Raw genomic sequence first — 25276 nt, 5'->3', positions numbered from 1 at the left:
CGCCGCGGCACTGTCCTCACCGGACTCCCGATGCTCACAGATCGCGGAGTTCCTCCACAGCGGGACGGGTGGAGGCGCGGGCACTGGTCAGGGCGGCGACCACCAACGCGGCCGCCACCGCCGCGACGGTCGCGGCCAGGTAGGTCCACGGCACGGCGATCGTCGCCGGTGGAGGGTCGAACACACCCGTCAGGACCGTTACGAGCATCTGGGAGAGCCCCCAGGCGATGAGGGCGCCGCCGAGCAGACCGCCGGCGATGAGGACCAGCCCTTCACCGAGGACGAGGCCACGCAGCTGCCGCCGTCGCGCACCGAGCACGGCCATGATCGCCAGGCTCCGGCGTCGTTCGGCCAATCCGACCGCCAGCACGATCCCGCCGGCGCCGGCGGCGATGAGCACCGCGAACGTCAGTTCCAGGCGGGTGAGGCCGTGCAGGTTGACCGAGGTCAGGCTCGAGCCGACGTGGGAGCGGGTCTGCGTGATCTCGGTGACCGTCGCGGTGGTTCCCAGCCGCGTACGCAGGGCGCCGGCGACACCGGGTTGGTTGCGGCCTCCGGTGTCGACGAGGAACGCGCCGACGGCGTCGGAGCCCGTGGTCTGCGCGATGTAGGCGGCGTTGGCGACGAAGAAGCTGTCCTTGGGTGCGGTGGGGAACTCCTTGACGATCCCGCCGTAGCGGAAGGGCACGGTGCGCAGGGCGTGGGTGCGGGCGTCCTGGACCCGGAGGTTGATCGGGTCGCCGGGGTTGAGCTGGAAGTCCTTGACCGTTTCGGCGCTGACCAGGATGGTGTCGGGCCGGCGCTCGAGGGTGGCCATGAGGTCGGCTGCGGTGCCGCCCTGAAAGTAGGAGTCCTGCAGCGCGGTGACCTGCCTGATGGTGTCGGGGCGGACACCGTAGAGGTCTTGCAGGTCGGCTCCGACGTAGGCGAACCGGTGCTGGAGGGGCTCGACGTGCTGTACCCCGGCGACGTTCTGCAGCTGGGCCGCCGCGGCGGGGGAGACCTGGGCGGCGGGCGGTTCGATGACGGTGACGTCGGCGCCGTTGGTGAGCTGGGCGTCGGCTTCGGCCTGCTGTTCGTATGTGCTGTTGAACACCGCGGTCGACGCCGCGAACGACAGCGCCAGTGCGAGCAGGACGATGGCGCGGGCCAGCGGCCGGCGGTGCCGCGCGATCCCGGCCGCGCCCGGCCGGGCCAGCCGCCCGGCCAAGGGCTGCAGCAGCCGGCGTAGCGGAGCCCGGCCGTGCCGGAGCGCGAGGGTGGTCAGCCGCCAGAGCAACGCCGCCGCCCCGAGCCACAGCAGCGCCGGACCGAGGAAAGCCCAGTAGGACACCGAGATGGTCGGCACCCCTTCGGGCGCGAGCACCAGGGAGTAGCCGTTGCCGCTGGAGGCCCAGAACACGATGAGCGCCGCTACCAGGAGCAGGACGTCCAGGCCCGCCTTCGCCCACCAGGGCGAGCCGTGGGTGCCGATCACCTGGCGGGCCTGGGAGACGGTCTGCCGGCGCAGCCCGCTGACTGCCGGGACCAGGACGGTGACGGTCGTGATCAGCAGCCCGGCGGCGAAGGCGATCGCGTACCACCACACCGCGGCCGTCGTGCTGAGTCCTTCCGGCGCGGGACCGAAGGCCAGCCGCCCGGTCACCGCGGCGATGACGAGCCCGGTCACCCCGCCGGCTCCGGCGACGACCGCGGCTTCGGTGACGGCGATCCCGACGACGGCTCGCGGGGTGTGGCCACGCGTGCGCAGGAGAGCCTGTTCGGCTCGACGCCGGTCGCTGCCGGCTGCGACGAGCGCACTGGTCAGCAGGGCGGCGAGGACGACTCCGGGCAGGCCGAGGAACAGGAACAGCATCTGCGCGTAGGCGGCGTCGCCGCGGGCGGCGTCGAGCGCGGCACCGACGTTGTTGCCCACCAGGGCGCCGCCGGTGACCTGGGCCTCGAAGTTGTGGGCGGCGGCGACTTCGGCCTGGTACGCCGTCGCCGGATCGTGGGCGGTGGGTGCGGTCCGGGCGACGTGGAACTGGGTCACCACGGCCGGCGTACCGGGACCGGCGTGGCCGACCAGTGCGGCAAAGGCGGTCTCCGGCAGGAGCAGGACGTTGTCCGGTGGCGCGGACGGCTGTGTCCCAGCGGGAGCGCCGACCTTCTGGAAGAGCGAGTCGGCCTGCGGCAAGTCGACGACACCGGCGACGGTGACCGGCTGCGGCGCGGCGCCGGCGAGCCCGATCGCGACCTGGTCGCCGGGACCGACGTGGAGGTTCGACGCGGTCTGCTGGGCGATGAGCACGCCGTCGGGGGAGCCGCTCAGCTGCCGGATCTGGTCCGGGAACGTGGTCGCGTAGCCGGACGGGAGGCCGAGGACGACACCCGGGCCGGTGGTCTGGGTGGTGCCGCCCGTGGTGGCGAGCAGCCCGCTGGTGCGTTCGACGTGGACCGTGCTGACCGCCCTGGTCCCGGGAACGTTCTGCAGGCCCTGCAAGACCGCATTGGGGTCGCCGCCGGGCTGGACCTCGACCTGCCAGTCCACGGCGACTGATCGCAGCGCGCGTGCGGTCATCGTGGCCTGCGAGGCGGCCAGGAACGAGCCGAGGGCGGCGATCAAGGCGACGGCAAGCGCGATACCGGAAGCGGTGGCCAGCAGACGCCCCGCGCGCCGCCGGAAGAGGCCGCCGAGCCAGAGGCCGATCATGACGGCACCGCCGGGGCGATGGTGGTGTGCAGCCGGCCCTCGTGCATGGTCCACCGGGTTTCCAGACGTTCGATGACGGCTTTGTCGTGGGTGGTCACGACGAGCGCCGCCGCCAGGTGGTCGGTCGCGTCCAGCAGCGCGTCCAGCAGCCGCTGCCCGGCGGCGCGATCGAGCTGGCCGGTGGGCTCGTCGGCGAGCAGGAGCCGCGGCCGCTGGGCCAGCACCCGGGCGACGGCGACCCGCTGGGCTTGACCACCGGAGATCTCCTCGGGCAGCTTGCCGGCCAGCTGGTCGATGCCGAGGAGAGCGAGCGCCTCGGCGACGCGCTGGGCCCGGTCCGGCTCGGCGACCCCGGCGATGACGAGGGGGAGGGCGGTGTTCTCGCTGACGTCCAGTGCCGGGATCAGGCTCGGGCTCTGGAAGACCACGCCGATGTCTTGGGCACGCTCGTCGCCTGAGCCGAGCGCGGGCCACGAGACGGTGCCGCGCGTCGGGCGCTCGAGCCCGGCCATGAGGTGCAGGAGGGTCGACTTGCCGGAGCCGGACGGCCCGGCGATGGCGATCCGCGCACCGCTGCCGACGATGCAGCTGCTGCCGTGGACGGCAACGACCGCGGCCGGGCCGGTGCCGTACGTGCGGGCGACGTCATCGCAGACGACCAGAGATTCCGGGTTCATGCGGCCACCACTCCGTCCTGGATCGTGAGCACGCGGTCGGCGATCGCGACGACCTCGGCGCTGTGGGTCACGACCAGCAGCCCGGTGCCCTGCCGGGCGTAGTCGCGAAGCAGGTCGAGGACCTCTTGCTCGGTGTTTCCGTCGAGCTCACCGGTCGGTTCGTCGGCGAGCAGGACGTCCGGGTTGTTGGCCAGCGCGACGGCCAAGCCGGCGCGGGCCAGCTCGCCGCCGGACAACTGGGCCGGCGTGGCCCGGCCACGCCGGCCGAGACCGACCTCCTCCAGCAGCTCGCTCGGCGAGGGCCGGAAAACGCTGCTCCGCCACGCTCGACGAGCCAGCTCGATGTTGGCGCGCACGTCGAGGTGCGGGAGCAGGTTGCGGGACTGCAGCAGAACGCCGATCCGGTGCGCGCGGATCTTCGCACGGACGGCTTCGGGTCGGTGGCTGATCCGTTCACCGGCGACCTCGACGCTGCCGCCCGCCGGCTCGTCCAGGCCGGCCAGGCAGGCCAGCAGCGTCGACTTCCCCGATCCCGATGGCCCGACGACGGCGACGGTTTCGCCCCTGGCGACGGTCAGCGAAACTCCGCGCAGGGCAGGTGTTTCGTCGTCGCCGGTGCGGAAGAACCGGTACAGCTCGCGAGCTTGCAGCGCGGGTGCTGACCAGTCGTGGACGAACCCGGTCATCATGACCAGGCCAGGGAGTCGGTGACGGTTCGCCACGGGTCGACGTTGTCCGCGTTGGTCGGGCCGGACAGCGTCAGATCGACCCGGATTCCGGCGTGGAAGAAGCTGTAGCGCTCGAACGCGTCACGGATGACCTTTCCGGTGACCGGGTTCGGTGCCGAGTCTCCCTGATAGGTCAGCAGGATCGCCGTGCCGGCGGGCCGGGACACCGTCGACAGCCGGCCCAGCGCGAAGCTCGGGGTCTTCGCCTGCAGCGCCGGAATGTCGGTCGAGGTGACCGACGACGCGGTCGGTGCAGCGCCGGTGTGCGACGCGGCCACCTGGACCTGGTTGAGCTTGTCCGTGAACGTCGTCGTGGAACCCGCGGTGGACGATGCCCACCCTTCGGGAATTTTCACGGTGAAACCACCACCTGGCGGGCCGAAGGGCACGAAGGCCTGGTTGTCCGGGATATCGCCGGCCGGATTGGTTTCCGTTGCCGTGGTGCCACCGGCCGGACTGCCACTCGGTGCCGGGCTCGGACTCGGCGCCGAATTGCCGCCGCAGGCCGTGAGAACCGACGCCGCGACCGCCGCGATGGCTATGCGAGCCGTGATGGCTGTGGACATGACATCCTCCTGCACTGCCGTTTCCTCGGACGCTAGTGACCGGTTCACCAGCGGGGTGCTCGCGAAAGGTTCAAGAAAGGCAAAGCCCGTCCGCGATGGGTGCGGCTACTTGCGTCCGCGGGAGGTGCTGTCCCGGGCCGATCCGGCAACCCCGGCACTGCCGGCATTCGTTTCCCGTTCGTCGAGCCGCTGCAACACCAGGGCACCGGAGAGCCACGACGTGGCGAACGCCAAGCTGCCGAGCACGTCCGTGGGCCAGTGCACTCCGAGGTAGACGCGCGTCCACGCGATCAGCAACGCGTAACCGGCGGCGATCGGCCAGACGAGCCACCGCACAGCGGAGGCGAACCGGCGGACGACGAGCCAGGCGATGAGCCCGGCGGCCAGGGCGGCGTCGGAGGTGTGTCCGGAGGGAAAGGACAAGCCACCGGCCTGAACGGCCCAGTCCGCCGAGGGCGGTCGTGGCCGAGCGATCAGCTCGGAGACGGCGAAGCGGCACAATACAGCGGACAACATCAGCGTGACGACGAGAACGGCTCGGATGAGCCGCGTCCGGACTGCTCCCGGCGTGAGGGCCGCTGCGGCCACGAACACCACAGGGGCAGTGATACCCGACAACGCCGTCGAGGTGATTGCCGTGGCTACGGAAATGAGCGCCGTGGCGCGGTGCGACACGAGCCACGAGTGGACGCCCAGGTCGAACCCGGCAGCCCAGGGGAATGCGTCGCTCGCTGACGCCAGAAGGGCAAGAAAAGCCAGTGCCGCGAAAACGGCGGCCACAAAAGGACCTCGGACACTTCGGCCGACGGTCCGTTCCGCCGGCGATTGGGCGGCCATTTGGCCACGCTATGGCTGGGGCGAACAACATTCGGTTAGCTCTGCGCTAAGCCGCCTTAACCATTCATGTGCGCGGCGCGGTGTGCTGTGACGATGCTGAGAATCGTGCCGGTCGGCAGTTTTCGGGGTTTAGGCTGGTGTAGGTGAGGCCGGATGTCTGCATTCGCCGATGGGTGGCGCGGGCCGGTGTTCGACGGTGGAGCAGCATCATCGCCATCGGCGTTCTCGCCCTGGGCTTGGTGACCGCGGGTGTTGTCGTGCTCGGGCTGCTGAACCGTTCCCTCGTCTCGGGAATCACCGACACGGCTCGGGCCAAGGCGCAGAACGTGGCCGCGCAGCTGGTCGCCGGGGGGATGGCGGTGGGCCCGGTCCTCACGGCCACTCCGGGGGAGGCGACCGCCTTGCAGGTGCTCGACGCGGCCGGTCAGGTGGTGGGGGCGAGCGCCGACCTGACAGGCGATCCGCCGATCCTGGCGGCTTCTCCGCCACCTGGTGGCGAAGTGGTCGCGACGGTGCCGTTGCCGCTGGGGCAGAACAACGCCGACTACCGCGTGGTCGCCGTTCGCGCGCACGGCTACACGGTCGTCGCGGCCCAGTCGCTGGAGGCCGCGCGGGCGGCCATCACCCAGCTGGCCGTGCTGCTGGTGATCACTCTGGTTCCACTGCTGGCCGTGGCCTGGCTGGCGGTGCACCTGGCATTGCGGGCTGCGCTGCGCCCGGTGGAGGTGATGCGACGTACCGTCGCCGACATCTCGACGGCGGACCTCACCGCCCGGGTGCCACTGCCGCCGGCACAGGACGAGATCCATCGGCTGGCGACCACGCTCAACGCGATGCTCGGACGGCTGTCATCGGCGCAGATGGCGCAGCGCCGGTTCGTGGCCGATGCCGGCCACGAGCTGCGATCTCCGCTGTCCACCGTCACCGCGACGCTGGACCTCGCGGCACGTCACCCCGAGCAGACCAGCCTGGCCGAGGTGGTCGACACCGCGGGCGCGGAACTCGGCAGGCTGCGTGAACTGGTGGACGATCTGCTGGTGCTCGCGCGCACCGACGACAGCAGCGACATGCCACCGATCACCGACGTCGACCTGGACGACGTGATCCGGGCCGAGGCCGCGCGGCTGCGGTCGACCACCCGGATGGCGGTCGATGTCCGGGCGCAGCCCGCAAGAACCCGGGGCAGTCCGGCCCAGGTGGCCCGCGCCGTCCGGAACCTGGTCGACAACGCTGCTGAGCACGCCGAAGCCGCTGTGTCGCTGAGCTGCCGTCGCGAGGACGAATGCGTAGCCGTGGTGGAGATCCTCGACGACGGCCCGGGCGTCCCCGCGGCCGACCGGGTGCGCATCTTCGGCCGGTTCGTGCGCCTGGAGGCCGAACGACCCCGCCACGCGGGCAGCACTGGACTCGGCCTGGCGATCGTCGCGGGGATCGCCGCCCGCCACGGTGGGAAGGCGGCGTGCGTCGAACCGCCGCGCGGTCATCGGGGTGCCTGTTTCCGGCTCACGTTCCCGGCCGTGTCGGCTGGGCCCGTCGGCGGGGCGCTTCCCCGGTACGCGAGCGTCCCGCGGGGCCAACCTGAGCACGGAAGGTGACGGACATGCGTGTTCTGCTCGTGGAGGACGAACCCCGGCTGGCCGACGCCGTACGCCGGAACCTGGTGGCCGACGGCTTCGCGGTGGACGTCGCGGCGACCGGGCCGGACGGGCTGTGGGCCGCGCGGGAACGCCCCTACGACGTCATGGTGCTGGACATCATGCTGCCGGGGCTTTCGGGCTACCGAGTGATCGAGGCGCTGCGCGCGGAGGGGAACTGGGTGCCGGTCCTGATGCTGACCGCGAAGGACGGGGAATACGACGAGGCCGACGCGTTCGACCTCGGGGCCGATGACTACCTGACCAAGCCCTTCTCATTCGTCGTACTGCTGGCCCGGCTGCGTGCGCTCCTTCGCCGCGGTGCCCCCGAACGCCCCAGCGTGCTCGAACTGGGTGACCTGGCGCTGGACCCGGCGCGGCGGACGGTGCGGCGCGCGGGCACCGTGATCAGGCTGACTCCTCGCGAATTCAGCTTGCTGGAGTTCTTCCTGCGCCGCGCCGGCGAAGCGCTGACCAAAGCCGAGATCCTGGCCCACGTCTGGGACGCGCAGTTCGACGGCGACGAGAACGTCGTGGAGGTCTACGTCGGCTACCTCCGGCGCAAGATCGACGTCCCGTTCGGCCGCGAGACCATCGAGACCATCCGTGGTGTCGGCTACCGGCTGAGGAACGACGCCGGACGATGACCCGCTCGTCTCTCAGGTTCGTTCAGGGTCTGGCCAGCACCCGTGTGCCAGCGTGGAGGTGTCGGTCCCGCTCGGGGATCCGACGTCCCGGCACCAGGAGGAAAACATGAGACGACGCACGCGCATCGCCGCGGTCGTGGGCGGTGCGGCAGCCCTGCTGGCCGCCACGCTCGGCACGGCCGCGGCCACGGCCGCTCCCAGCCCGTCGGCACCCGCGTCCGTGCCCGCACCGGCGGCCGGCGTCCAGGAAGGCGATCAAGCCGCGCCGGACCGGCCGGGCGCACCGGAAACGGAGAAGGCCGGCGAAGCGACCGGGGTGGAGCAGGAGCCGGCGACCGAAGCCGACGGCCCGGGTGGCCACCAGGATCCCGCCGGCAACGTCGATCACCAGTTCCAGGGCGAGGAGTAAGTCCGGCTCGCGGGAAGCCGGCCGGGGCAGGCGGGGAACTCACCCGTCTGCCCCGGCCGGCCGGGGTGGGGGTGCCGTGTCCGGCGTTCGATCAACCGTGGGCCGCTGACGCCGCGCGTCGCGACGAGCGGCCGGGTATCCCGACCAGCCGGCGAAAGTCGTTCCACGACTGTCGTCGGTGATATCGAGCCAGCCGTTGCCGCCTCAGGTCGGTCAATCCGACGAGCTCGACCGGGGACAGTGGGCGGCCGATGACCCAGCTCAAGAGGAGATCCGCGAGTTCCGGATTGCGGGCGAGCACCGGGCCGTGCAGGTAGGTGCCGATGACACGGCCTTGCACGATGCCGTCGAAGCCGGTGCCGTTGCCGACGCCCCGGATGACGCGGCCGAGCGGTCGCGCCGCAGGGCCCAGCTCGGTGTGTCCCTGGTGATTCTCGAATCCGGTCAGCGGTTCGCTGAGCGGGCCTGGTTCGGGCTGGGTGATGACTTCGCCGATCGCGCGGTGCGTCGCCGCTGTGGTGACGAGATCGAGCAGACCGGCACCGGGCCGGGGCCTGCCGTAGTCCACTGTGAACTGTTGTCCGAGCAACTGGAGGCCGGCGCACACCGCGAGCACCGGGGCACCGCGGTCGACGGCGCGGAGCAGGCCGGGCTGCCGGGTCAGGGCATCGGCGGCCAGCGTCTGGGCGGAGTCTTCACCGCCACCCAGGAGATAGACGTCCAGTGAGGCAGGAATGGCGGTGCCCAGGGGGAGGGCGACGACCGCCGCCGGGATGTCCCGCCACGCCAGGCGGCGATGCAGCACTTCGGCGTTGCCGCAGTCGCCGTAGGTGCCGAGGAGATCCGGTAGCAACAGGCCGATGCGAACGACGGATTCACCGGCCATGCGAAAGCCTCGCTGTCACGTCGCGAAACGCCGTGTAGTTGGCCACGAGGTCGACTGGTCCCGGCGGTAGGCGAGTGATTGCCTCGAGTGGGTCCGGCTCGATCCAATGGGCGACTTCGCCGTAGCTCAGCCGTACCGAGAGGTCCATCAGCCGCTCGCCGGAGACGACGACCCGGCGGCCACGCAGGCCCTCGAAGGTCACGTCCCACAGCCAGGAAAGGTCGGCTCCGTCGGCCTCGCGCGCGTTGACGGCGAGTACCGCCGGGGCGGCATCGGACCCGAGGATGCGCAGGGTTTCGGCCCAGCCGGCCGGGTTCTTGGCCAACAGGACTCGCACTGTGTGCTCGCCGTAGGTGGCGAGGCGATAGCGGCCGTCGACCTCGCTGACCGCTCCGGCGGCCGCGGCGGCCGCGGCCGCCGGGACACCCAGCGAGGCGGCGGCGGCCGTGGCGAACGCGAGATTGCCCCTGTTCACCTCCCCGGGCAACGACGTGGCCAGAGGCACCCGGAGCCCGCCCGTGTGCGTCAGGTCCCCGCCCCGTTCGACGGTCCACCGCGGTTCCGGGCGCGCGAAGCCACAGAAGCAGGACCAGCGGCCAACGGTTTCGCGTATCGCGCTGCCGCACCGGGGGCAGGTAGCGCCGTCGCCTCGCCACGTCGTACCCGGTGATATCCACACCGGCATCGCGGCACCCCATGCCGCCGACGTCACCAAGACATCGTCGCAGTTGGCCAGCACGACTGTCGACGAGCACCGCGCGAGCGCGGCTCGCAGCACGCTCTCGGACCGGCGTACTTCGCCGGTGCGATCCAGCTGGTCCCGGCTGAGGTTGAGCAGCACCACCATGGCGGGGGTGACTTCGGCCAGCACCGCGGGCAGATGGCCTTCGTCGACCTCGAGCACGGCGCACGGCGCGTCCGGCGCGGCCGCGAGGGCCGCGACCAGACCGTCCGGCATGTTCGCCCCGCTGTCGTTGCACGCGACGGCGGCCAGCACGTTCATCGCACGAGCCAGCATGCAGGTGGTGGTCGTCTTCCCGTTCGTGCCGGTGACCAGCACCACGACCCTGTCGCGACACAGATCGGCGAGTGCGGTCGGCTGGAGGGCGAGAATGACCCGGCCGCCGATGATGGCGCCGCGGCCCAGTCCGGCTGCACGGGAGCCGCGGGCCGCGAGCCCGCCCAGTCTGACGGCCAGCGCCGTCCTGACGGGCAGGGTGGGCCGGGCGCGAAGAGCTGACGAACCGGTCATGCTCGTGAGAGTAGGAATGTCCGGGTGGAAGGCCACCTAACACCGGGTTAGCGCCCCGCAAAACTGCTCGATTCACTCAACTGAGGGACACGCGTCATCGCCGGAGATCACCGGGCATATTCCGGCAGCCGCTGACGTCGTTTCTGCCACGAGGTGTAGAGAATCAACGCGGCCAAGGTCGAGGACAGCAACAGGGACGCACCGGCGGTGCCGTAGCCCATGCCGCCGTCGGTGACCGGCTTGCTGACGAAGTCCCCGGCCGAGGCACCGAGTGGCCGGGTCAGGACGAAGGCGATCCAGAACAGCAACGTCCGCGAAACGCGAGTCGTCTTCATCGCCACCACGGCCAGCACGAGCACACCGCTGATGAGGAGCGCGGTCGCGCCGAAGCCGAGGCCGGAGTCGTCGGCGAGGAAGTCGCCGAGCGAAGTGCCGAGGGTGTTGGAGAACAGGATCGCCGTCCAATACAGGAGCTCGCCGGAGAACGTGTCGATCTTCCGCACGTCGAACGACTGCCCGCTGGCCTTCCAGATGACGAACACGGTGCCGAGTGCGCTGATCAGGACCAGCGCGCCGGTGGCGTAGCCGAGTCCGGCGGTGCGGTTCATGAAGTCCGACATGGTGGTGCCGGCGGTACTGGTGGACAGGATGACCGTCCAGTAGAGCAGCGGATGGAAGCTCTTCACGGCCAGCTGCGTGACGAGACTCGCGAGGAACAACACGATGAGGACGATCGAACTGACGAGGTAACCCACCTGCAGCGTTTGGGCAAGCAGGTCGCCGGCCGTCTCGCCCAAGGTCGTGGCCGCGATCTTCATGACCCAGAAGACCACCGTGATCTCAGGAAGCTTGGTGTTCATGATCGCCATTGAAGCGGGCCACGCACCTCTGCCGGCTGTCCGTCAGCCCATCTGATGAACACCTCGTCAGAATATTTTTGCCGAACCTTAACCGTACTCCGGAACGTTTTCCGGCGCCGAAGTCGAATTGCGCTCAGCGGAGACAAAACGGACGAGTGCCGGGCCGCGATTCACCGTCTCTTCTCCGTCGAGTGGTATCGGTGTTCGGGCCGGCCGGCGGTGCCGTAGTTGAGGGAAAGATCGATGAGGTCTCGGCGGACGAGGTCGGCGAGGTAGCGTTGCGCGGTCGCCCGGCTGATGCCGAGCCGTTCGGCGACCCCCGTGGCCGGCAGTGGTTCGGCCGATTCGCGCACCGTGCTGAGGACCTGGGCCATCGTGGTCGGCAGGCGCCGGTCGCCGGCGCGGTTCGCGGGACCACGCAGCAGGCCGTAGAGCGCGTCGACGGTCTCTTGGCTGGCGACCTCGGCTTCGCTCAGCCCGTCCCGCAGCCGCCGGTAGGCGGTCAGCTCTTCGCGCAGCTGCGCGAAGCCGAACGGCTTCACCAGGTAGTACACCGCGCCGAGGCGGATCGCTCGGCGCACGCTGTCGATGTCGCGAGCCGCGGTGATCACGATGAAGTCGGGTTGGCCGGCGCCACGCAGCCCGCTGATGAGATCCAGGCCGTTGCCGTCGGGCAGGTAGAGATCGAGCAGCAGCAAGTCGGGCTGTACGGTCCGCACCATCGCCCGTGCCTCGGCGAGTGAATGAGCTTCGCCGACGGGGACGAAGGGGTCGATCCGGCGGATGCTCGACGAGTGCGCCTTCGCGATCCGGTAGTCGTCGTCGACGATCAACGTCCTGATCACGTCCGCACCACCGGCCGGGCGGCGGGCAGGCACGTGGTAAAGGAGCCGCCGGGCCCAGGCGCGCAGGTGATCGTCCCGCCCAGCCGGGTCACCAACCGGTGCACGAGAGCGAGCCCGAGCCCGCGGCGGACCCCGGCACGTGTCGGTTTCGTGGTGTAGCCGTCGGTGAACACGCGGTCGGTGTCGTCGGCGGCCACCCCTGGACCGGTGTCGGTGACCTCGATCGTGATGACGTCGGCGTCGTCCCGGAGCCGTACGGTGATCTGCCGCGGCGCTGGGCTCTCGGCCACGGCGTCCAGGGCGTTGTCGACGAGGTTGCCGACGATCGTCAGGAGCGCGCGTGGGTCGGGGCCGGGGTTCTCCAGCCGGGAGTCCCCTGCCACGGTGAGGAGAATGTCCCGCTCGGCGGCGATGGTGATCTTGGCGAGCAGCAGCGCGGCCAGCGCGGCGGGGGTGATCTGGGCTCGCAGCTGTTCCGCCTGACCGGTGCTGGTCGTCGTGAGCTCGTCCAGGTAGGACATCGCCTCTTCGTGCTCGCCCATGCCGACGAGCACCGACAGCACGTGCAGCCGGTTCGAAAACTCGTGCTGCTGGGCGCGCAGCGCGTCGGTCAGCCCGGTGACGCTGTCGAGTTCGCGCAGCAGGCCTTCCAGCTCGGTGCGGTCTCGCAAGGTCACCACGGAACCGACGTCCCGCCCGCCGAGCCGGACCGGCATCCGGTTGACCACCAGCAGGAACTCGTCGGTCAGCACGACCTGGTCGGCTCCGGCGTCGGTGCCGGCCAGCACGTCGCGCAACCGGCCGTCGGGCAGCAGGTCGTCGAGGGTGACACCGATCGTGGCGTGCCGGAGCTCCAGCAGCCGCCTGGCCTCGTCGTTGATCACGCTGAGCCGCCCGTGCGGGTCGAAGGCGACGACTCCCTCACGGATTCCGTGCAGCATCGCCTCCCGTTCCTGCAGCAACCCGGCCAGGTCGTCGAGTTCGAGGCCGAAGGTCATGCGCTTGAGCCGGCGCGCCAGGAACAGCGATACCACCACGCCGACCGCGAGCGCGCCGCCGGTGTAGAGCGCCAGCAGCGGGATCTCCGACCACAGCCGGCGTGACACCGTGCTTTCCAGGATTCCGACGGAGACCGCGCCGAGCAGTGTGCCGTCGGCGGCGCGCAGGGGGGCCTTGCCGTTGGCGGACGGACCGAGGCTGCCCTGGTCGATGCCGACGTGGGTCTGCCCGTCCAGCGCGCTCGCCGGGTTGTCGAGGAGCTGTCCGATGAGCGCGGGATTGGGGTGGGAGTGGCGGACCCCGGCGCGGTCGACCACCACCACGTAGGCGGCGTCGTCGGCGGCGCGGACCCGCTCGGCCAGCCGGGCCACTTCGTGGCCGGGGTCGCCGGCGGCGAGCGCGGTGCGGATGCCTTCGTCGGCGGCGACGGACTGGGCGATCGCGAGCGCTTGGCGCTCGGTGTCCTCGTCGAGGAAGCGGCCGCTGACCCGGGTGTAGAGACCGAAACCGAGGCCCATCGTGACGACCAGGATGACGAGCACGTACGTCAGGATCAGAGACGACAGCGTGTGGGGTCGGCGCACCGCGGTTCCTCTCCGTGACCCCCGTTGGACCAGGTGAGTGTCCCTCATCGGACCCGTTCGCTCCAGGCGTGGACCGAGCAGAACGAGCAGAACCTGCACTTTCGCTGTTTATCCGGCAAAGCAGCACAAGGCTGTCGAGGCCGGCTGTCGCTGCCTAGCGTGACCGGTCATCCATGAAGGAGTGATCGATGACCAGCTCACCACCCGCGATCGTGCTGCGGGACGTCACCAAGCGGTTCGCGACTCCGGCCGGCGACGACTACACCGCGCTGCGGGACCTCGACCTGGAGATCGGCGCCGGGGAGTTCTGCGCCGTGGTCGGGCCGACCGGCTGCGGCAAGTCGACCACGCTGACCCTGATCTCCGGTCTCGAAGGCGTTACCGAGGGGCAGGTTCTGGTGGACGGCGCGCCGGTCACCGGTATCGGCGACGGGATCGGGTTCGTGTTCCAGAACGACGCGGTGCTGCCGTGGAAGAGCGTGCTGGCGAACGTGGCCGCCGGACCGCTGTTCCACGGTGTGTCCAAGAAGGACGCCCATGCGCGGGCCCGGGACTGGCTGCGCCGCGTCGGGTTGTCCGGCTTCGAGGACCGCTATCCCCACCAGCTTTCCGGTGGCATGCGCAAGCGGGTCGCGCTGGCCCAGAGCCTGATCAACGAGCCGCGCATTCTGCTGATGGACGAGCCGTTTTCCGCGCTGGACGTGCAGACCCGCTCGATCATGTCCGACGAGCTGCTCGCGCTGTGGGAGCTGACGCGGCCGTCGGTCGTGTTCGTCACCCACGACCTGGAAGAAGCGATCGCGCTCGCCGACAAGGTCGTCGTGCTGACCGCCGGGCCGGCCACGGTCAAGGCGGTGTTCCCGGTTGACCTGCCACGGCCGCGCACCGTGCAGGAGATCCGCTTCGACGCGCATTTCGTCGAGGCTCTACCAGCGGATCTGGGAGTCCCTGCGCGACGAGGTCCAGCTGGCCTACCAGCGGCAGACGAGCGCGGCATGACCACCGCCGAGAGGGACACGATGAACATCGCCGAACCGATCGTGAAGAACACGGTGACCAACGCCAGGAAGGCCGCCGCTACCCGGCGCCGCTGGTTCGTCTACTCCGCCAGGCTCGCCGTCGCCGTCATCGTGGTCGGCGGCTGGCAGCTCGCGGCCGGGGCCGGGATCGTCGACCCGTTCTTCTTCGGCCAGCCCAGCCAGGTGGTCGCCCAGATCGTCGACTGGGCCCAGCACGGCACCTCCGTCGGTCCGTTGTGGACCCAGGCGTGGGTCACCCTGGAAGAAGCCATCCTCGGCTTCGTGATCGGTGTCGTGTTCGGCATCGTGCTCGGCATCGCCCTGGGGCGGATCCGAGTTCTCGCGGACATCTTCGGCCCCTACATCAAGATCATGAACTCGATCCCGCGGATCGTGCTCGGCTCGATCTTCGTGGTGTGGCTGGGTCTCGGCCTGAGCTCGAAGGTCATGCTGGCCGTGGTCCTGGTGTTCTTCGCGGTGTTCTTCAACGCCTTCCAGGGCGCCCGCGAGGTCGACCGCAACCTCATCGCCAACGTGCGGATCCTGGGCGCCTCGCGCGGTCAGGTCACGCGTCAGGTGGTGCTGCCCTCGGCGGTCACCTGGATCATCGCGAGCATGCACGTCAGCTTCGGCTTCGCGCTGATCGGCGCGATCGTCGGGGAGTTCCTCGGCGCGGACCAGGGGCTGGGCCTGCTGATCCGGCAGGCCCAAGGCACCTTCAACCCCAACGGCGTCTTCGCGGCCATGCTGATCATCGCCGTCGTGGCACTGATCGCCGAAGGACTCATCACCCTCCTGGAAAACCGCCTGCTGTCCTGGCGGCCCCCGGCGCTGTCCACCGACGCGGCCGGACTCTGAATCTCCGAAACCCCGCTGTGAACGAAGGAGTTCCCCTCATGGTGTCCCGAAAACTGCTCGCCCTCTCGGCGGGCGCCGCGCTCGCGGTGTCCCTGACCGCGTGCGGCAGCTCGCCCGGCTCCACCAGCAACGCCCAGGGCCAGCCCGTCGTGACGATCATGGTCGGCGGCCTGGACAAGCAGATCTACCTGCCCGCGATGCTCGCCCAGCAACTCGGCTACTACCAGCAGCAAGGCCTCGAAGTCCACCTCGAGGACGAACCGGCCGGGGTCAACGCCGAAAACGACATGATCGCCGGCAAGATCGACGGCGTGGTCGGCTTCTACGACCACAACATCGACCTGCAGGGCAAGGGCAAGGCCACCGAAGCGGTGGTGCAGATGCTGCAGGTGCCCGGCGAAGTGGAGCTGTGCCGGTCCGACGTCGCAGGCCAGATCAAGTCACCGGCCGATTGGAAGGGCCGCAGCCTCGGGGTGACCGACATCGGCTCGTCCACCGACTTCCTCACCCGCTACCTCGCCGTCCGCAACGGCGTTCCGGTCGACCAGATCCACGAGAGCGGCGTCCAGGCCGGCAACACGTTCATCGCCGCCATGCAGCACAAGAACATCGACTGCGGCATGACGACCGAACCCACGGTCTCCGCCTTGCTGAACAGCGGCCAGGCGAAGATCCTCCTCGACACGCGCACCGCCGACGGCGCTCGCGCCGCTCTCGGCGGCGTCTACCCGGCGTCATCGCTGTACATGAGCACCGACTACGTCACCAAGCACGCCGACATCGTGCAGAAGCTCGCCAACGCCTACGTCGAGACCATGCACTGGATCAGCACCCACACACCCGAAGAGATCGCCGACAAGATGCCGGCCGACTACTACAAGGGCGTCGGCAAGGCCGCCTACGTTGCCGCGCTGAAGAGCGAGAAGGGCATCTACACCACCGATGGCCTGATGCCCGCGGACGGCCCGCAGACGGTGCTCAACGTGCTTTCCGCCTTCAACCCCGACGTCAAGGGGCACACGATCGACCTGGCCAAGACCTACACCAACGACTTCGCAGCGAAGGCCAACCAGACCCTCAAGTGACACGCGTTCGGCCCGTGCGCGCTTGGTGACGAGCACGCACGGGCCACGGTCACGAACGGCCTCGGGACACCTGCTTCGTCGCAACTGGAACGAAAGGGGCGCAGGCCCGGGCCGGCAATATCCTGAGAACGGTCCCGTTTCCTTTACCCAGGCAACACTTCCTCGGGGGCAGATTCGCGTTTCTGCGCTGCAGGCAGTCGGCCGGGGCACCCGCTCTTTGCGGCGGACAGGTGCCGTCAGCGGGTGGGCAGGGTGGCCGGCGCGACGATGGCGGTGACAGCGATGGCCGCGGCGATGACCAGGACGAGGTAGGCGAAGCCGCGGCGGATGGTCCGGACGGGTAGCCGCCGGGCCAGCCGGCCACCGGCCAGCGCGGTCAGGACGGCGGCGGCGCCGAAGACGCCGGTGGTGGTCCAATCGAGGGGCGCGCCGGCGTGGGCGGCGAGCCCGGCGGCGGAGTTGAGCACGATGATGACCAGCGACGTGGCGACCGCTTCGCCGGCGTCCAGACCGAGCAGCAGAGTCAGGGCGGGCACGATGAGGAACCCGCCGCCCACGCCGAACAGCCCGGTCAGCAGCCCGACGATGAGCCCGGCGGCGAGGGCCTTGGGCAGGCACGCCCGCCAGTCGACCCGGCCGCCGCTGGTCCGGCACGCCGCTCCACCGGTGCCGGTGGGTTCGCGGAGCATCCGGACGGCGACCACGGCCATCAGGACGGCGAACCCGAGCAGCAGGAACCGCGGCGGCACCAGACGCCCCAGAGCCGTCCCCGCGAAGGCGGCGGGAACACCGGCGGCGCCGAAGACCAGCGCGACCGGCCAGCGCACAGTGCCGGCCCGCAGCCGCGGGATCACCGCCGCGGCCGAGGATACGCCGACGATCAGCAAGGAGGCCGGGATCGCGGAGGCGAGTGGCTGCCCGGCGGCGTAGACGAGAGCGGGCACGGCCAGGATCGACCCGCCCGCGCCGAGCAGTCCGAGCGCGAACCCGATCAGCAGCCCGGCCAGGGCGGCGGCCACCAGCATCGGTCAGGCCGCCATGGGGACGCCGGCGTCGGCGGCGTCGGCGAAGGCGTCGTCGACCAGCACCACCGCGCGGCCCGCGCGGGCGAGCAAGGATGCCGCGGCGGCGGCGCGGTAGCCGCTGCCGCAGTGCACCCACACCGGGCCAGCGGGCACCTCGTCGAGCCGGTGCGGGAGCTCGGGCAGCGGGATGTGCACGGCGCCCCGCACGTGGGAGTCGCGCCACTCGTGGGCCAGCCGCACATCGAGCACCACGGTCGGGGCGGGCAGGTGGTCGGCGTGGCCGTGCCGCAGGGCGTGGGCGAGGTCGGTGAACGACGCGGTCACCATGGTGGTGACCTGCTCGTGGCGGCCACCGGCCCACTGGGCGGGGTCGCCGGTGGCCGCGGCGGCGGGCCGGTCGATGCCGATGCGCGCGAGTTCCCGCTGCGCCTGGGTGACCTGCTCAGGGGTGTCGCCGAGCAGGGTGATCGGCGCGCCCCAGTCGATGAGCCAGCCCAGCCACGTGGCCATCGGCCCGTCCAGTCCGAGGCTGATCGTGCCGGCCAGGTGCGAGTGCACGAAGGCTTTGCGGGAGCGCAGGTCGACGACCCATTCCTGGGCGTCGACCCGGCGCCGCAGCTCGGCGGGGTCGGCGGTGCGGACGGGGGTGAGGTCGATCGGGCCGGGTCCGGCGGTGTTGCGCGCACCCATGTGGGCGTAGTAGGCGGGGTAGGCGTCCAGGCCGGCGAGGGTCTGTTCGACGAACTCGGCCTCGGCCAGGGTCAGGGCCGGGTTGAGCTGCTTCTCCCGGCCGATGGTGGAGGCGTCCCCGTCGGCCTGGGTGGCCGAGCAGAAGCTGCCGAACCCGTGGGTGGGCCACACGTTCGCCCCGTCCGGCAGCAGCTGTGCCAGCCGCTGCGCGGAGGTCCGCTGCCGGCGGGCCAGTTCGTGCGCGTGGTCCTGGCCGAGCAGGTCCGTGCGGCCGGTGGTGCCCAGCAGCAGCGAGCCGCCGGTGAAGACCCCCTCGGGCCCGGTGGGACCGTCGAGGAGGTAGGAGAGGTGGTGGAAGGTGTGGCCCGGCGTCGCGACCGGCCGGATCCGCATCCGCGCCGACACTTCCAGCACGTCCCCGTCGTGCAGCGGCACCCGGTCGTAGGGCACCTCGTCGGCCGCGGCGATCCCGTAGCGGGCGCCGGTCAGCCGGGCCAGCTGCAGCCCGCCGGAGACGTAGTCGTTGTGCACGTGGGTTTCCAGTACCCACTCGATCCGCACGCCCAGCCGGCCTGCCAGGGCGACGATCCGGTCGATGTCGCGCTGCGGATCCACCACGACGGCGGACTCGCCGTCGTGGGCGAGGTAGCTGCGGTCTCCCAGTGACGATGTCTCGATCACCTGCACGTCCAGCATGTGCTGTCTCCTTCCCGCGCGAGTGCGGTTACTGCCTCAGTTGGTTCCGGTTCGTACGGGCCGGCCACCGCGCTGCCAGCCGGCGGTGCCGCCGGCCACCGACACCGCTGCCACGTCGAGGGCATCCAGCGCCTGCGCCGCGCGCAGGCTGCGCGCCCCGGACTGGCAGATCAGCCACACCCGCTGCCCGGCCCACTCCCGGCCCGCGTCAGGGATCTGCTCCAGCGGCACGTTGACCGCCCCGGGGACATGCCCTTCGGCGAACTCACCTGGCGTGCGCACGTCCACCAGCCGCGCACCCTCCGCCAGCGCCCGCTCCAGTTCCTCGATTGTCGCTTCCCGCACTGCCACGTCGTACCTCCACACTCATCAGGTACCCCCGGGGGTATCCATGAAACACACGTCGGCGCTGGAATTTCTGCGCCGACGTGGTCAGGCCAGAGCCAGGAACAGTTTCTCCAGCTCTGCCTCGGTCATCGGGGGCTCCTCGCCCCGGTCGCGGGCGGCCTGGCAGTGCCGCATCCCGCTGGCCACGATCTTGAACCCGGCCCGGTCCAGCGCCCGCGACACCGCCGCCAGCTGGGTCAGCACCGTGGCGCAGTCGTCGCCGGTCTCGATCATGCCGATCACCGCGGCCAACTGCCCCTGCGCCCGGCGCAATCGCACCAGCGCGTCACCCACCAGTTCGGGTGTCATCTCCATGTCCCACCTCCGCAGCCTTCAACATACCCCGGGGGGTAGCAATTCCGCGGCCTCGCTCAGCTGTGTCCGGCATCGCGGGCAGGAACGGGTCAGTCCCGGCCGAGCAGCCTGCGAAACATGCGGGCCACGGCGCCGGGCTCGGACGGGCGTGCGCACCGCCGCGAGGCCGGCACACCGGCAAGCACCTGCTCCACGTGCTGGCCGCACCCGGCGTAGGTGGCTTTCCCGCAACGCGAACACGTCACACGACGACACATCCGTGGATCTCCTTCACTCGACGACCTGTCACTGTCAAGGTACCCCCGGGGGTATGCAGGTGTCAGTGTCTGCGGCGTAAACCACATCCTCGAAACACGGGGAGCCTGCCGCTGGAAGGACGGTGCTGTCACCATCGTCCGAAACTCCGCAACACCCAGGCTTGCCGGTGGGTCGAGAATGTGGCCTCGGCAGACGCTGCGACCGGCGCGATCACCGTCAGCCGTCGTTCACCGCCTGCAACGCGGTACGCAAGCGCCGCCCGGCTTCGTCAGCGATCGGCTGCAGCCGGGCATCGCCCGGCACGCTGACCATCACCTGCGGGTCCAGCGCCTCCACCACCGTCGACCCGCCCTCGGTGCGCACCACGACGTTGCACGGCAACAACAACCCGATCCGCCGATCCACGCCCAGCGCCTGATGCGCCAGCTGGGGGTTGCACGCCCCCAAGATCAAGTAAGGCTCGCTCTCCTCGCCGAGCTTCGCCCGCAGCGTCGCTTGCACGTCGATCTCGGTCAGCACGCCGAACCCCTGCTGGGCCAGGGCCGCCCGTACCCGCTCGACCGTTTCGCCCATCGGCGCTGCCGATCGAACAGCGAAGCCATACTCCATCGCCGATCACCTCTTTCGTCGTCTTTCGACCACCGGATACACCCGGGGGTATCCGGGGTGGCCGGGTCCAAACCTGTCTTGATCGACCTGCGTGGAGCAAGCATCGGCCGGAAATGCGCGGCGATTCCGGAGCCGACCTGACAGTCGTAGACTCAGTGCGAGGGACGCGGCGCGGCGGCGGTGAACTGCCCTTGCCAGCTGGCTTGGGCACCGGAGTCGCCGATGCGGTAGATGTCGTAGCAGGCCGCACCGGCGGCCACGACCGCGAGCACCGCGATCACGACGGTCACCGCCTTCGAGGCAGGAGCGAGGAACGTCCGGCGGGGCGTGGTGACCCGGCTGGTGACGACGGTCCAGCCTGAGTCGTGTCCGGCTGCCGGTTGCGTGGCGGAGAGGCCGATCGACAGGCTTTCGCGGCGCCGCCACCAGATCACCGAAGCCAGCACGGCCACGGGGATCGCCACCCACAGCGCGGTGTCGCCGAGTTCGGTGTGCGTGCGGACCAGGGGGCTGGGTGCGACACGGCGTTCGAGCCATTCGCCCGCGTCCGTCGTGATCGGCACCAGAACCACGACGAGCAGCGACAGCAGGGCGTTCGGTCCGGCCAGCTTGCGGCGTGCCGCGGGCCATACCGCGCTCAGCACCAGGAGCAAGGCGGCGAGCGGCAGCAGCACGACGATGGCGTGCACGAGCAGGACGTGGGCGGGCAGGCCGTTCAGGGTGGTCATGAAGTCCTTCACAGTGTCGGGTCTCAGGAGGCTCGGAGGACGGCGAACGCCTGGTAGTCCGGCGCCCGCGCGCGGATCCAGCGTTCGACGTCGCCGCCGCGGGCGATCGCGGCAGTGGCGTAGACGTCGGCCCACAGCAGCGTGGGACCGGCGACCGTCACCGACCGGATGGCGGTCGGGTGGCCGCCGGTGCGCGGGTCGACGATGTGGGCGCCGCCGGCCGCGGTGCCGGACGTCGCGAGACCACCGGTCCGCAGCTCGCGGACGGAGAGCAGCCGCGTCCGGTCACGCGGGTCTTCGATCCCCACGCGCCAGGCGGTCGCGCCGGGCCGGACCACGGCCGCGATGTCGCCGCCGGCGTTGAGGTAGTGGTCGTAGGGCCCGAGCCGGGCCAACTGCTCGACGGCGTTTTCCACCGCCCAGCCCTTGACGAGCCCGGACGGGTCGAAGCCGCCGGGGAGCCAGGCGTCGAACCAACCGTCGCTCCGTTCTCGGGCCCGCTCACACAGCCGGACGACCTCGCTCACCCACGGATGCCACTGCTCCGGGGGCAGCACGTGGCGCCGGATACGGCTGATCTGGCTGCCGGGGCGGTAGGTGCTGAACAGCCGGTCGACCGCACGCAGGTGCGTGAACACGGCGGCCACGGCCGGCTCCACGGCCGGGTCGGTGCGGACGCCGTCGGCCCGGATGTGGAGGCTGACCGGCATGCCCATGATCGGGTGGGTCCACGACCGGCGTTCCGGCGCCGGGGCGGTCACCGGTGCGCCGCGTCGATCGCGGACTGAAGGGACTGCTGGTAGCCCTCGGAGGTGTAGGTGGCGCCGCTGACGGTGTCGACCTGGGCGCTCTGCGCCCGGATGGTCTCGTCGACGAGGACCGGGACGGCGGCGGAGTTGATGCGGACGTCCCGGCTGCTTTCCTGCGGGACCTGCAGGACCTGGGCCGCCGTGATCCGGCCACCGGCCACGGTGATCCGGACCTGGACGGGGCCGTAGCGGGTGTCCACCGCGTCCCCGGTGTAGGTGCCGTCCCCACCGGACGTGCCGACTGTCGGGGCCGGCGCGGGTGCGGCCGGCGGAGTGGTCGGCCCGCCGAGCGGTCGCGGTGCGCCGATGCGCTGGCTCGGCAACGCTGCCGGGGCCGGGTCCGTGCTGGTGCGGTAGCTGAACAGCAGCACCACGACGGAGATGGTCGCGGCAGCGGTGACGACGATTCTGCGCATGGCGGCTTTCCTTCCCTACCAGCCGAACCGTTCGGAGTGGATGTGCGATCGCGGTACTCCGGCGCCACGGGCGGAGGCGATCACCGCTTCGGTCCAGGCGTCCGGTCCGCAGACGTAGACGTCGTGCTCGGCGATGTCGGGCACGAGGTACTGCAGGATCGTCTCGCCGGCCGCCGCTCCGTACTGTGCGGGCAGCCAGGACACCCGGCCTCGGCCCCGCCGCCCCAGCAGATAGTGCACCCGGATGCCGCGGCGCGCGGCGAGCGCGTCGAGCTCGTGGCGGAACAGCAGCTGGCCTTCGTTCCTTGCCCGGTACAGCAGCACGGCTTCGCCGGGCCGGTAGGGCAGAGCTTCCAGCAGCGCACGCAACGGCGTGATGCCGACCCCCGAGGCGACCATCGTCACCTTTCGTCCACTTCGGACGGACTCGGTCAGCCTGCCGTAGGGACCCTCGAACAGGACCCGCGTTCCGGCGGGCACGGTCGCCAGCCTTCGGCTGCCGTCGCCGAGGTCCTTCGCCGTGATGCGCAGCCGTGTGCCGTCGGGAGCCGCGGACAAGGAGAACGGGTTGCCGCGTGTCCAGCCGGTGCCGTGCAGGAAGCGCCAGAGGAAGAACTGGCCGGCGGCCACGGGCAGCCGGTCGAGGCGGCGGCCGCGGAGGTGGATCGACACGACTCCACGGGCTTCGGGCACCACCCGCTCGACGACGAGCCGGTGCCGCAGGTTCAGCCACACCGGCATCCCGAGGCGGAACACCAGGATCGCGGCGGCCGCGGTGGCGTAGGCGCTCCACCAGAACACCGTCGCGGCCGTCGAACTCGTGAAGTCGGCGCCTGTCCACAGCTGATGAGGCAGCGCGAGTCCGGCGCCCAGGTAGGCATAGAGGTGCAGCAGGTGCCAGGATTCGTAGCGCAATCTGCGGCGCGCGGCCCGGACAGAGGTGATCGCCACCATGACCAGCGCCGCCGTTCCGGCTGTCGCCAGGAGCATGCCAGGGTCGGTGGTGACCAGATCCCAGGCCTCGGAGACCAACCCGGAGCGGTCGGTGACGGCGTAGCCCACGGTGATCAGCACGACGTGGGTCCCCATCAGGGTAATGGACGTGAACCCCGCCAGCCGGTGGCGGCGGGCCAGTTCGTCCTGTCCGTAGCTGCGCTCGACCCACGGAATCCGTGCCATCAGCAGAACCTGGAGCAAGAGCAGGTCCGCCGACAGCAACCCGGCCAGGCGACCCGCCGAAGTCAAGAACCCGGAAACGGAGCCCAGATTCTGGAGGCCACGGCCCGCCACCCACAGAGCGACGACGAACAACAGACTCAGCCACGCGGTCAGCCCCGAGGCATCCCGCCACCACCCCCGCACCGGGTGCGCCCGGCGCGGCACCGGGTACCGGCCCGGCCGACGGGCCATGAGAGGGGTGGTGGACATCGTGCTCCCGGGTCGGTGATCCTTCTGGATCCCACCTTTCCCGAGCGCGGTTAGGCCTCGACGTGATCGTGGTGAGAGTTCGGTAAGAGCCGGTCCGTGCCGATGGTGAACCCGACCACTGCGCCTCCGCCGCCCCGCGCCCCGGCGAACACCGTGCCGTCGTGGGCCAGCGCCACCTCCCGCACGATCGCCAGGCCGAGCCCGGAACCGGGAAGGCCCCGCGCCGCGTCTGCGCGGTGGAAGCGGTCGAAGACGTGGTCCACGTCCGCCTCGTCGATCCCGGGACCGCGGTCTCGTACTTCGATCCGGCCCCCGTGGACCACGACGTCGATCGGGTCGCCGCTGCCACCGTCGAACTTGACCGCGTTTTCCAGAAGGTTCGAGATGGCGCGTTCCAGGCTTTTCGGTCGGCCGCGCACCGTTGTGGCGTCGGCTTCGAGCCGGATGACGCGTCCGGAGCGGCGCCTGACCCGATCGGCGGCTCGTTCCGCGACGGTGGCCAGCCCCACCGGCCTGGCTTCCTCCGCTTCGTGGCGGTGGGTGGCGAGTTCGACGAGTTCGTCGATCAGGTGGGTCAGCTCCCGTGCCTCGCCGTCGACGTCGTCGAGCAGCCGTGCCCGCGCAGATGGAGTCAGCTCGGCGAAGCGCCGTAGCACGCTGGCGTTGGTGCGCAGGCTGGTGAGCGGGGTTCTCAGCTCGTGTGCGGCGTCCTGGACCAGGCGCTCCTGGTCGTCGCGGGCGTCGGCCAGCCGAGTCAGCATCCGGTCGAACGACGTGGCGAGCCGCCCCACCTCGTCCCGGCCGCCGGCCGCCACCGTCACTTCTGGCAGGCCGCCACCGCTGACCTGCTCGGTCACCTTCGTGAGGCGCACGAGCCGCCGCGTGATCCGGCGGGCGATCAGCCAGCCCGCCACCGCGGCGGCGGCCAGTACGAGCGCGCTGACCATGGCGACGCGCGTCGCAAGCTCGGCGAGCACGTGGCGGGTTTCGTCCACGTCGATACCGAGCTGGATCGCTCCGCGACCGGAGCCCAACGCGACGGTGATCACCCGGTAGTCGTCCGGTGCCACCGCGCGGTCCTCGTAGCGGTAGCGACCCGGAGAGCCGGCCGCGGCGAGGGCCCGGTCGGCGTCGTCGACGTCGAGCCGGACCGGGCGGCCGCCGATCGGCCGGACCGACCCGTCCGGGGCGATCGCCTGCGCGACCATGGGCTGGGCCTCGTCGTGGTCGTTGTCGTGCGGGCCGCTGGTGAACGGGTTCGGCGCGAGCACCTGGGTGGCCCCGGCCACGAGCTCGGCCGAAGTCGTCAGCAGCGAGCGGTCGAGGCTCGCCGTCGA

The 25276-nt window shown here is 70.8% G+C and carries 26 protein-coding genes; 5 read left to right on the top strand and 21 right to left on the bottom strand.

Going from position 1 to position 25276, the window contains the following annotated elements; all coding sequences use genetic code 11:
• Positions 1-34: 34 nt before the first annotated feature.
• The 5 genes from QP939_RS11475 to QP939_RS11455 form a co-directional block, all read right to left on the bottom strand.
• Positions 35-2692 (bottom strand): ABC transporter permease, encoded by a 2658-nt coding sequence (locus QP939_RS11475; RefSeq protein WP_285456688.1) that lies wholly within the window; start codon positions 2690-2692, stop codon positions 35-37.
• Positions 2689-3369: an ABC transporter ATP-binding protein gene (locus tag QP939_RS11470; RefSeq protein WP_285456687.1), complete on the bottom strand. Its 681-nt coding sequence runs from the start codon at positions 3367-3369 to the stop codon at positions 2689-2691. Before QP939_RS11470 ends, QP939_RS11475 begins: the two co-directional genes overlap by 4 nt.
• Positions 3366-4055: an ABC transporter ATP-binding protein gene (locus QP939_RS11465; RefSeq protein WP_285456686.1), complete on the bottom strand. Its 690-nt coding sequence runs from the start codon at positions 4053-4055 to the stop codon at positions 3366-3368. Before QP939_RS11465 ends, QP939_RS11470 begins: the two co-directional genes overlap by 4 nt.
• Positions 4055-4663 carry a hypothetical protein gene (locus QP939_RS11460; protein WP_285456685.1) on the bottom strand — a complete coding sequence of 203 codons (609 nt, stop codon included), beginning with the start codon at positions 4661-4663 and terminating at the stop codon, positions 4055-4057. Before QP939_RS11460 ends, QP939_RS11465 begins: the two co-directional genes overlap by 1 nt.
• Positions 4664-4768: 105 nt before the next feature.
• Positions 4769-5443: a phosphatase PAP2 family protein gene (locus QP939_RS11455; RefSeq protein WP_285456684.1), complete on the bottom strand. Its 675-nt coding sequence runs from the start codon at positions 5441-5443 to the stop codon at positions 4769-4771.
• A 296-nt stretch (positions 5444-5739) separates the two neighbouring features.
• On the opposite strand from QP939_RS11455, the gene QP939_RS11450 reads away from it, so the two are divergent.
• The 3 genes from QP939_RS11450 (at position 5740) to QP939_RS11440 (ending at position 8190) form a co-directional block, all read left to right on the top strand.
• Entirely contained in the window at positions 5740-7095 is a 1356-nt protein-coding gene (locus QP939_RS11450) for a sensor histidine kinase (RefSeq protein WP_285456683.1), read from the top strand.
• Positions 7096-7100: 5 nt separating this feature from the next.
• Positions 7101-7781, top strand: coding sequence for a response regulator transcription factor (locus tag QP939_RS11445; protein WP_285456682.1), 681 nt, complete (start codon positions 7101-7103; stop codon positions 7779-7781).
• A 106-nt stretch (positions 7782-7887) separates the two neighbouring features.
• Positions 7888-8190, top strand: a complete 303-nt coding sequence (locus QP939_RS11440) for a hypothetical protein (protein WP_285456681.1) — start codon at positions 7888-7890, stop codon at positions 8188-8190.
• Positions 8191-8281: 91 nt separating this feature from the next.
• Here the strand turns inward: QP939_RS11440 and QP939_RS11435 are convergent, their stop codons facing one another.
• From QP939_RS11435 to QP939_RS11415, 5 genes are all read right to left on the bottom strand, one after another.
• The gene (locus QP939_RS11435) at positions 8282-9076 is read right to left on the bottom strand and encodes a type 1 glutamine amidotransferase (RefSeq protein ID WP_285456680.1); all 795 of its coding nucleotides are present in this window, start codon (positions 9074-9076) and stop codon (positions 8282-8284) included.
• Positions 9066-10328, bottom strand: a complete 1263-nt coding sequence (locus tag QP939_RS11430; protein WP_285456679.1) for a DUF1727 domain-containing protein — start codon at positions 10326-10328, stop codon at positions 9066-9068. Before QP939_RS11430 ends, QP939_RS11435 begins: the two co-directional genes overlap by 11 nt.
• 107 nt (positions 10329-10435) lie before the next feature.
• Positions 10436-11188, bottom strand: coding sequence for a COG4705 family protein (locus QP939_RS11425; RefSeq protein ID WP_285456677.1), 753 nt, complete (start codon positions 11186-11188; stop codon positions 10436-10438).
• A gap of 170 nt (positions 11189-11358) precedes the next feature.
• Positions 11359-12033 (bottom strand): response regulator, encoded by a 675-nt coding sequence (locus QP939_RS11420; RefSeq protein WP_285456675.1) that lies wholly within the window; start codon positions 12031-12033, stop codon positions 11359-11361.
• Entirely contained in the window at positions 12030-13616 is a 1587-nt protein-coding gene (locus QP939_RS11415) for an ATP-binding protein (RefSeq protein WP_285456674.1), read from the bottom strand. Before QP939_RS11415 ends, QP939_RS11420 begins: the two co-directional genes overlap by 4 nt.
• Before the next feature lie 188 nt (positions 13617-13804).
• Between QP939_RS11415 and QP939_RS51810 the strand changes: the two genes are divergently transcribed.
• Both QP939_RS51810 and QP939_RS11400 read left to right on the top strand, forming a co-directional pair.
• Positions 13805-15493, top strand: a complete 1689-nt coding sequence (locus QP939_RS51810) for an ATP-binding cassette domain-containing protein (protein WP_352251017.1) — start codon at positions 13805-13807, stop codon at positions 15491-15493.
• A 38-nt stretch (positions 15494-15531) separates the two neighbouring features.
• The gene (locus tag QP939_RS11400; protein ID WP_285456673.1) at positions 15532-16578 is read left to right on the top strand and encodes an ABC transporter substrate-binding protein; all 1047 of its coding nucleotides are present in this window, start codon (positions 15532-15534) and stop codon (positions 16576-16578) included.
• 236 nt (positions 16579-16814) lie between these two features.
• On the opposite strand, the gene QP939_RS11395 is transcribed toward QP939_RS11400, so the two are convergent.
• The 11 genes from QP939_RS11395 to QP939_RS11350 all read right to left on the bottom strand — a co-directional run bounded on the left by QP939_RS11395 (position 16815) and on the right by QP939_RS11350 (position 25228).
• On the bottom strand, positions 16815-17603 hold the full coding sequence (locus QP939_RS11395; RefSeq protein ID WP_285456672.1) for a sulfite exporter TauE/SafE family protein: 789 nt from the start codon (positions 17601-17603) through the stop codon (positions 16815-16817).
• Between the two features lie 3 nt (positions 17604-17606).
• Positions 17607-18989 (bottom strand): MBL fold metallo-hydrolase, encoded by a 1383-nt coding sequence (locus tag QP939_RS11390; RefSeq protein WP_285456671.1) that lies wholly within the window; start codon positions 18987-18989, stop codon positions 17607-17609.
• A 36-nt stretch (positions 18990-19025) separates the two neighbouring features.
• Positions 19026-19340, bottom strand: coding sequence for a rhodanese-like domain-containing protein (locus tag QP939_RS11385; protein ID WP_285456670.1), 315 nt, complete (start codon positions 19338-19340; stop codon positions 19026-19028).
• A gap of 81 nt (positions 19341-19421) precedes the next feature.
• The gene (locus tag QP939_RS11380) at positions 19422-19691 is read right to left on the bottom strand and encodes a metal-sensitive transcriptional regulator (protein WP_285456669.1); all 270 of its coding nucleotides are present in this window, start codon (positions 19689-19691) and stop codon (positions 19422-19424) included.
• A gap of 89 nt (positions 19692-19780) precedes the next feature.
• Positions 19781-19948, bottom strand: coding sequence for a DUF8730 family Cys-rich protein (locus tag QP939_RS52380; RefSeq protein WP_491624968.1), 168 nt, complete (start codon positions 19946-19948; stop codon positions 19781-19783).
• Between the two features lie 217 nt (positions 19949-20165).
• The gene (locus tag QP939_RS11375) at positions 20166-20558 is read right to left on the bottom strand and encodes a DUF302 domain-containing protein (protein WP_285456668.1); all 393 of its coding nucleotides are present in this window, start codon (positions 20556-20558) and stop codon (positions 20166-20168) included.
• A 152-nt stretch (positions 20559-20710) separates the two neighbouring features.
• Positions 20711-21286, bottom strand: a complete 576-nt coding sequence (locus QP939_RS11370) for a DUF2231 domain-containing protein (protein WP_285456667.1) — start codon at positions 21284-21286, stop codon at positions 20711-20713.
• A 23-nt stretch (positions 21287-21309) separates the two neighbouring features.
• Positions 21310-22047 (bottom strand): FAD:protein FMN transferase, encoded by a 738-nt coding sequence (locus tag QP939_RS11365; RefSeq protein ID WP_285456666.1) that lies wholly within the window; start codon positions 22045-22047, stop codon positions 21310-21312.
• Positions 22044-22511, bottom strand: a complete 468-nt coding sequence (locus QP939_RS11360; RefSeq protein WP_285456665.1) for an FMN-binding protein — start codon at positions 22509-22511, stop codon at positions 22044-22046. Before QP939_RS11360 ends, QP939_RS11365 begins: the two co-directional genes overlap by 4 nt.
• A 15-nt stretch (positions 22512-22526) precedes the next feature.
• Positions 22527-23939: a ferredoxin reductase family protein gene (locus QP939_RS11355; RefSeq protein WP_285456664.1), complete on the bottom strand. Its 1413-nt coding sequence runs from the start codon at positions 23937-23939 to the stop codon at positions 22527-22529.
• Between the two features lie 50 nt (positions 23940-23989).
• Positions 23990-25228, bottom strand: a complete 1239-nt coding sequence (locus QP939_RS11350) for a HAMP domain-containing sensor histidine kinase (protein WP_285456663.1) — start codon at positions 25226-25228, stop codon at positions 23990-23992.
• Positions 25229-25276: the final 48 nt, after the last annotated feature.

The organism is Amycolatopsis nalaikhensis (genome assembly GCF_030264295.1).
In the GTDB taxonomy this organism is placed as follows: domain Bacteria; phylum Actinomycetota; class Actinomycetes; order Mycobacteriales; family Pseudonocardiaceae; genus Amycolatopsis; species Amycolatopsis nalaikhensis.
The sequence above is the reverse complement of the archived record's forward strand: the minus strand, read 5'-3'. Positions and strand labels throughout refer to the sequence as shown.

Coding starts and splice junctions, on each gene's coding strand:
- QP939_RS11475 (WP_285456688.1), bottom strand. CDS start 2,692: ATGATCGGCCTCTGGCTCGGCGGCCTCTTCCGGCGGCGCGCGGGGCGT.
- QP939_RS11470 (WP_285456687.1), bottom strand. CDS start 3,369: ATGAACCCGGAATCTCTGGTCGTCTGCGATGACGTCGCCCGCACGTAC.
- QP939_RS11465 (WP_285456686.1), bottom strand. CDS start 4,055: ATGACCGGGTTCGTCCACGACTGGTCAGCACCCGCGCTGCAAGCTCGC.
- QP939_RS11460 (WP_285456685.1), bottom strand. CDS start 4,663: ATGTCCACAGCCATCACGGCTCGCATAGCCATCGCGGCGGTCGCGGCG.
- QP939_RS11445 (WP_285456682.1), top strand. CDS start 7,101: ATGCGTGTTCTGCTCGTGGAGGACGAACCCCGGCTGGCCGACGCCGTA.
- QP939_RS11440 (WP_285456681.1), top strand. CDS start 7,888: ATGAGACGACGCACGCGCATCGCCGCGGTCGTGGGCGGTGCGGCAGCC.
- QP939_RS11435 (WP_285456680.1), bottom strand. CDS start 9,076: ATGGCCGGTGAATCCGTCGTTCGCATCGGCCTGTTGCTACCGGATCTC.
- QP939_RS11430 (WP_285456679.1), bottom strand. CDS start 10,328: ATGACCGGTTCGTCAGCTCTTCGCGCCCGGCCCACCCTGCCCGTCAGG.
- QP939_RS11425 (WP_285456677.1), bottom strand. CDS start 11,188: ATGAACACCAAGCTTCCTGAGATCACGGTGGTCTTCTGGGTCATGAAG.
- QP939_RS51810 (WP_352251017.1), top strand. CDS start 13,805: ATGACCAGCTCACCACCCGCGATCGTGCTGCGGGACGTCACCAAGCGG.
- QP939_RS11400 (WP_285456673.1), top strand. CDS start 15,532: ATGGTGTCCCGAAAACTGCTCGCCCTCTCGGCGGGCGCCGCGCTCGCG.
- QP939_RS11395 (WP_285456672.1), bottom strand. CDS start 17,603: ATGCTGGTGGCCGCCGCCCTGGCCGGGCTGCTGATCGGGTTCGCGCTC.
- QP939_RS11390 (WP_285456671.1), bottom strand. CDS start 18,989: ATGCTGGACGTGCAGGTGATCGAGACATCGTCACTGGGAGACCGCAGC.
- QP939_RS11380 (WP_285456669.1), bottom strand. CDS start 19,691: ATGGAGATGACACCCGAACTGGTGGGTGACGCGCTGGTGCGATTGCGC.
- QP939_RS52380 (WP_491624968.1), bottom strand. CDS start 19,948: ATGTGTCGTCGTGTGACGTGTTCGCGTTGCGGGAAAGCCACCTACGCC.
- QP939_RS11375 (WP_285456668.1), bottom strand. CDS start 20,558: ATGGAGTATGGCTTCGCTGTTCGATCGGCAGCGCCGATGGGCGAAACG.
- QP939_RS11370 (WP_285456667.1), bottom strand. CDS start 21,286: ATGACCACCCTGAACGGCCTGCCCGCCCACGTCCTGCTCGTGCACGCC.
- QP939_RS11360 (WP_285456665.1), bottom strand. CDS start 22,511: ATGCGCAGAATCGTCGTCACCGCTGCCGCGACCATCTCCGTCGTGGTG.
- QP939_RS11355 (WP_285456664.1), bottom strand. CDS start 23,939: ATGTCCACCACCCCTCTCATGGCCCGTCGGCCGGGCCGGTACCCGGTG.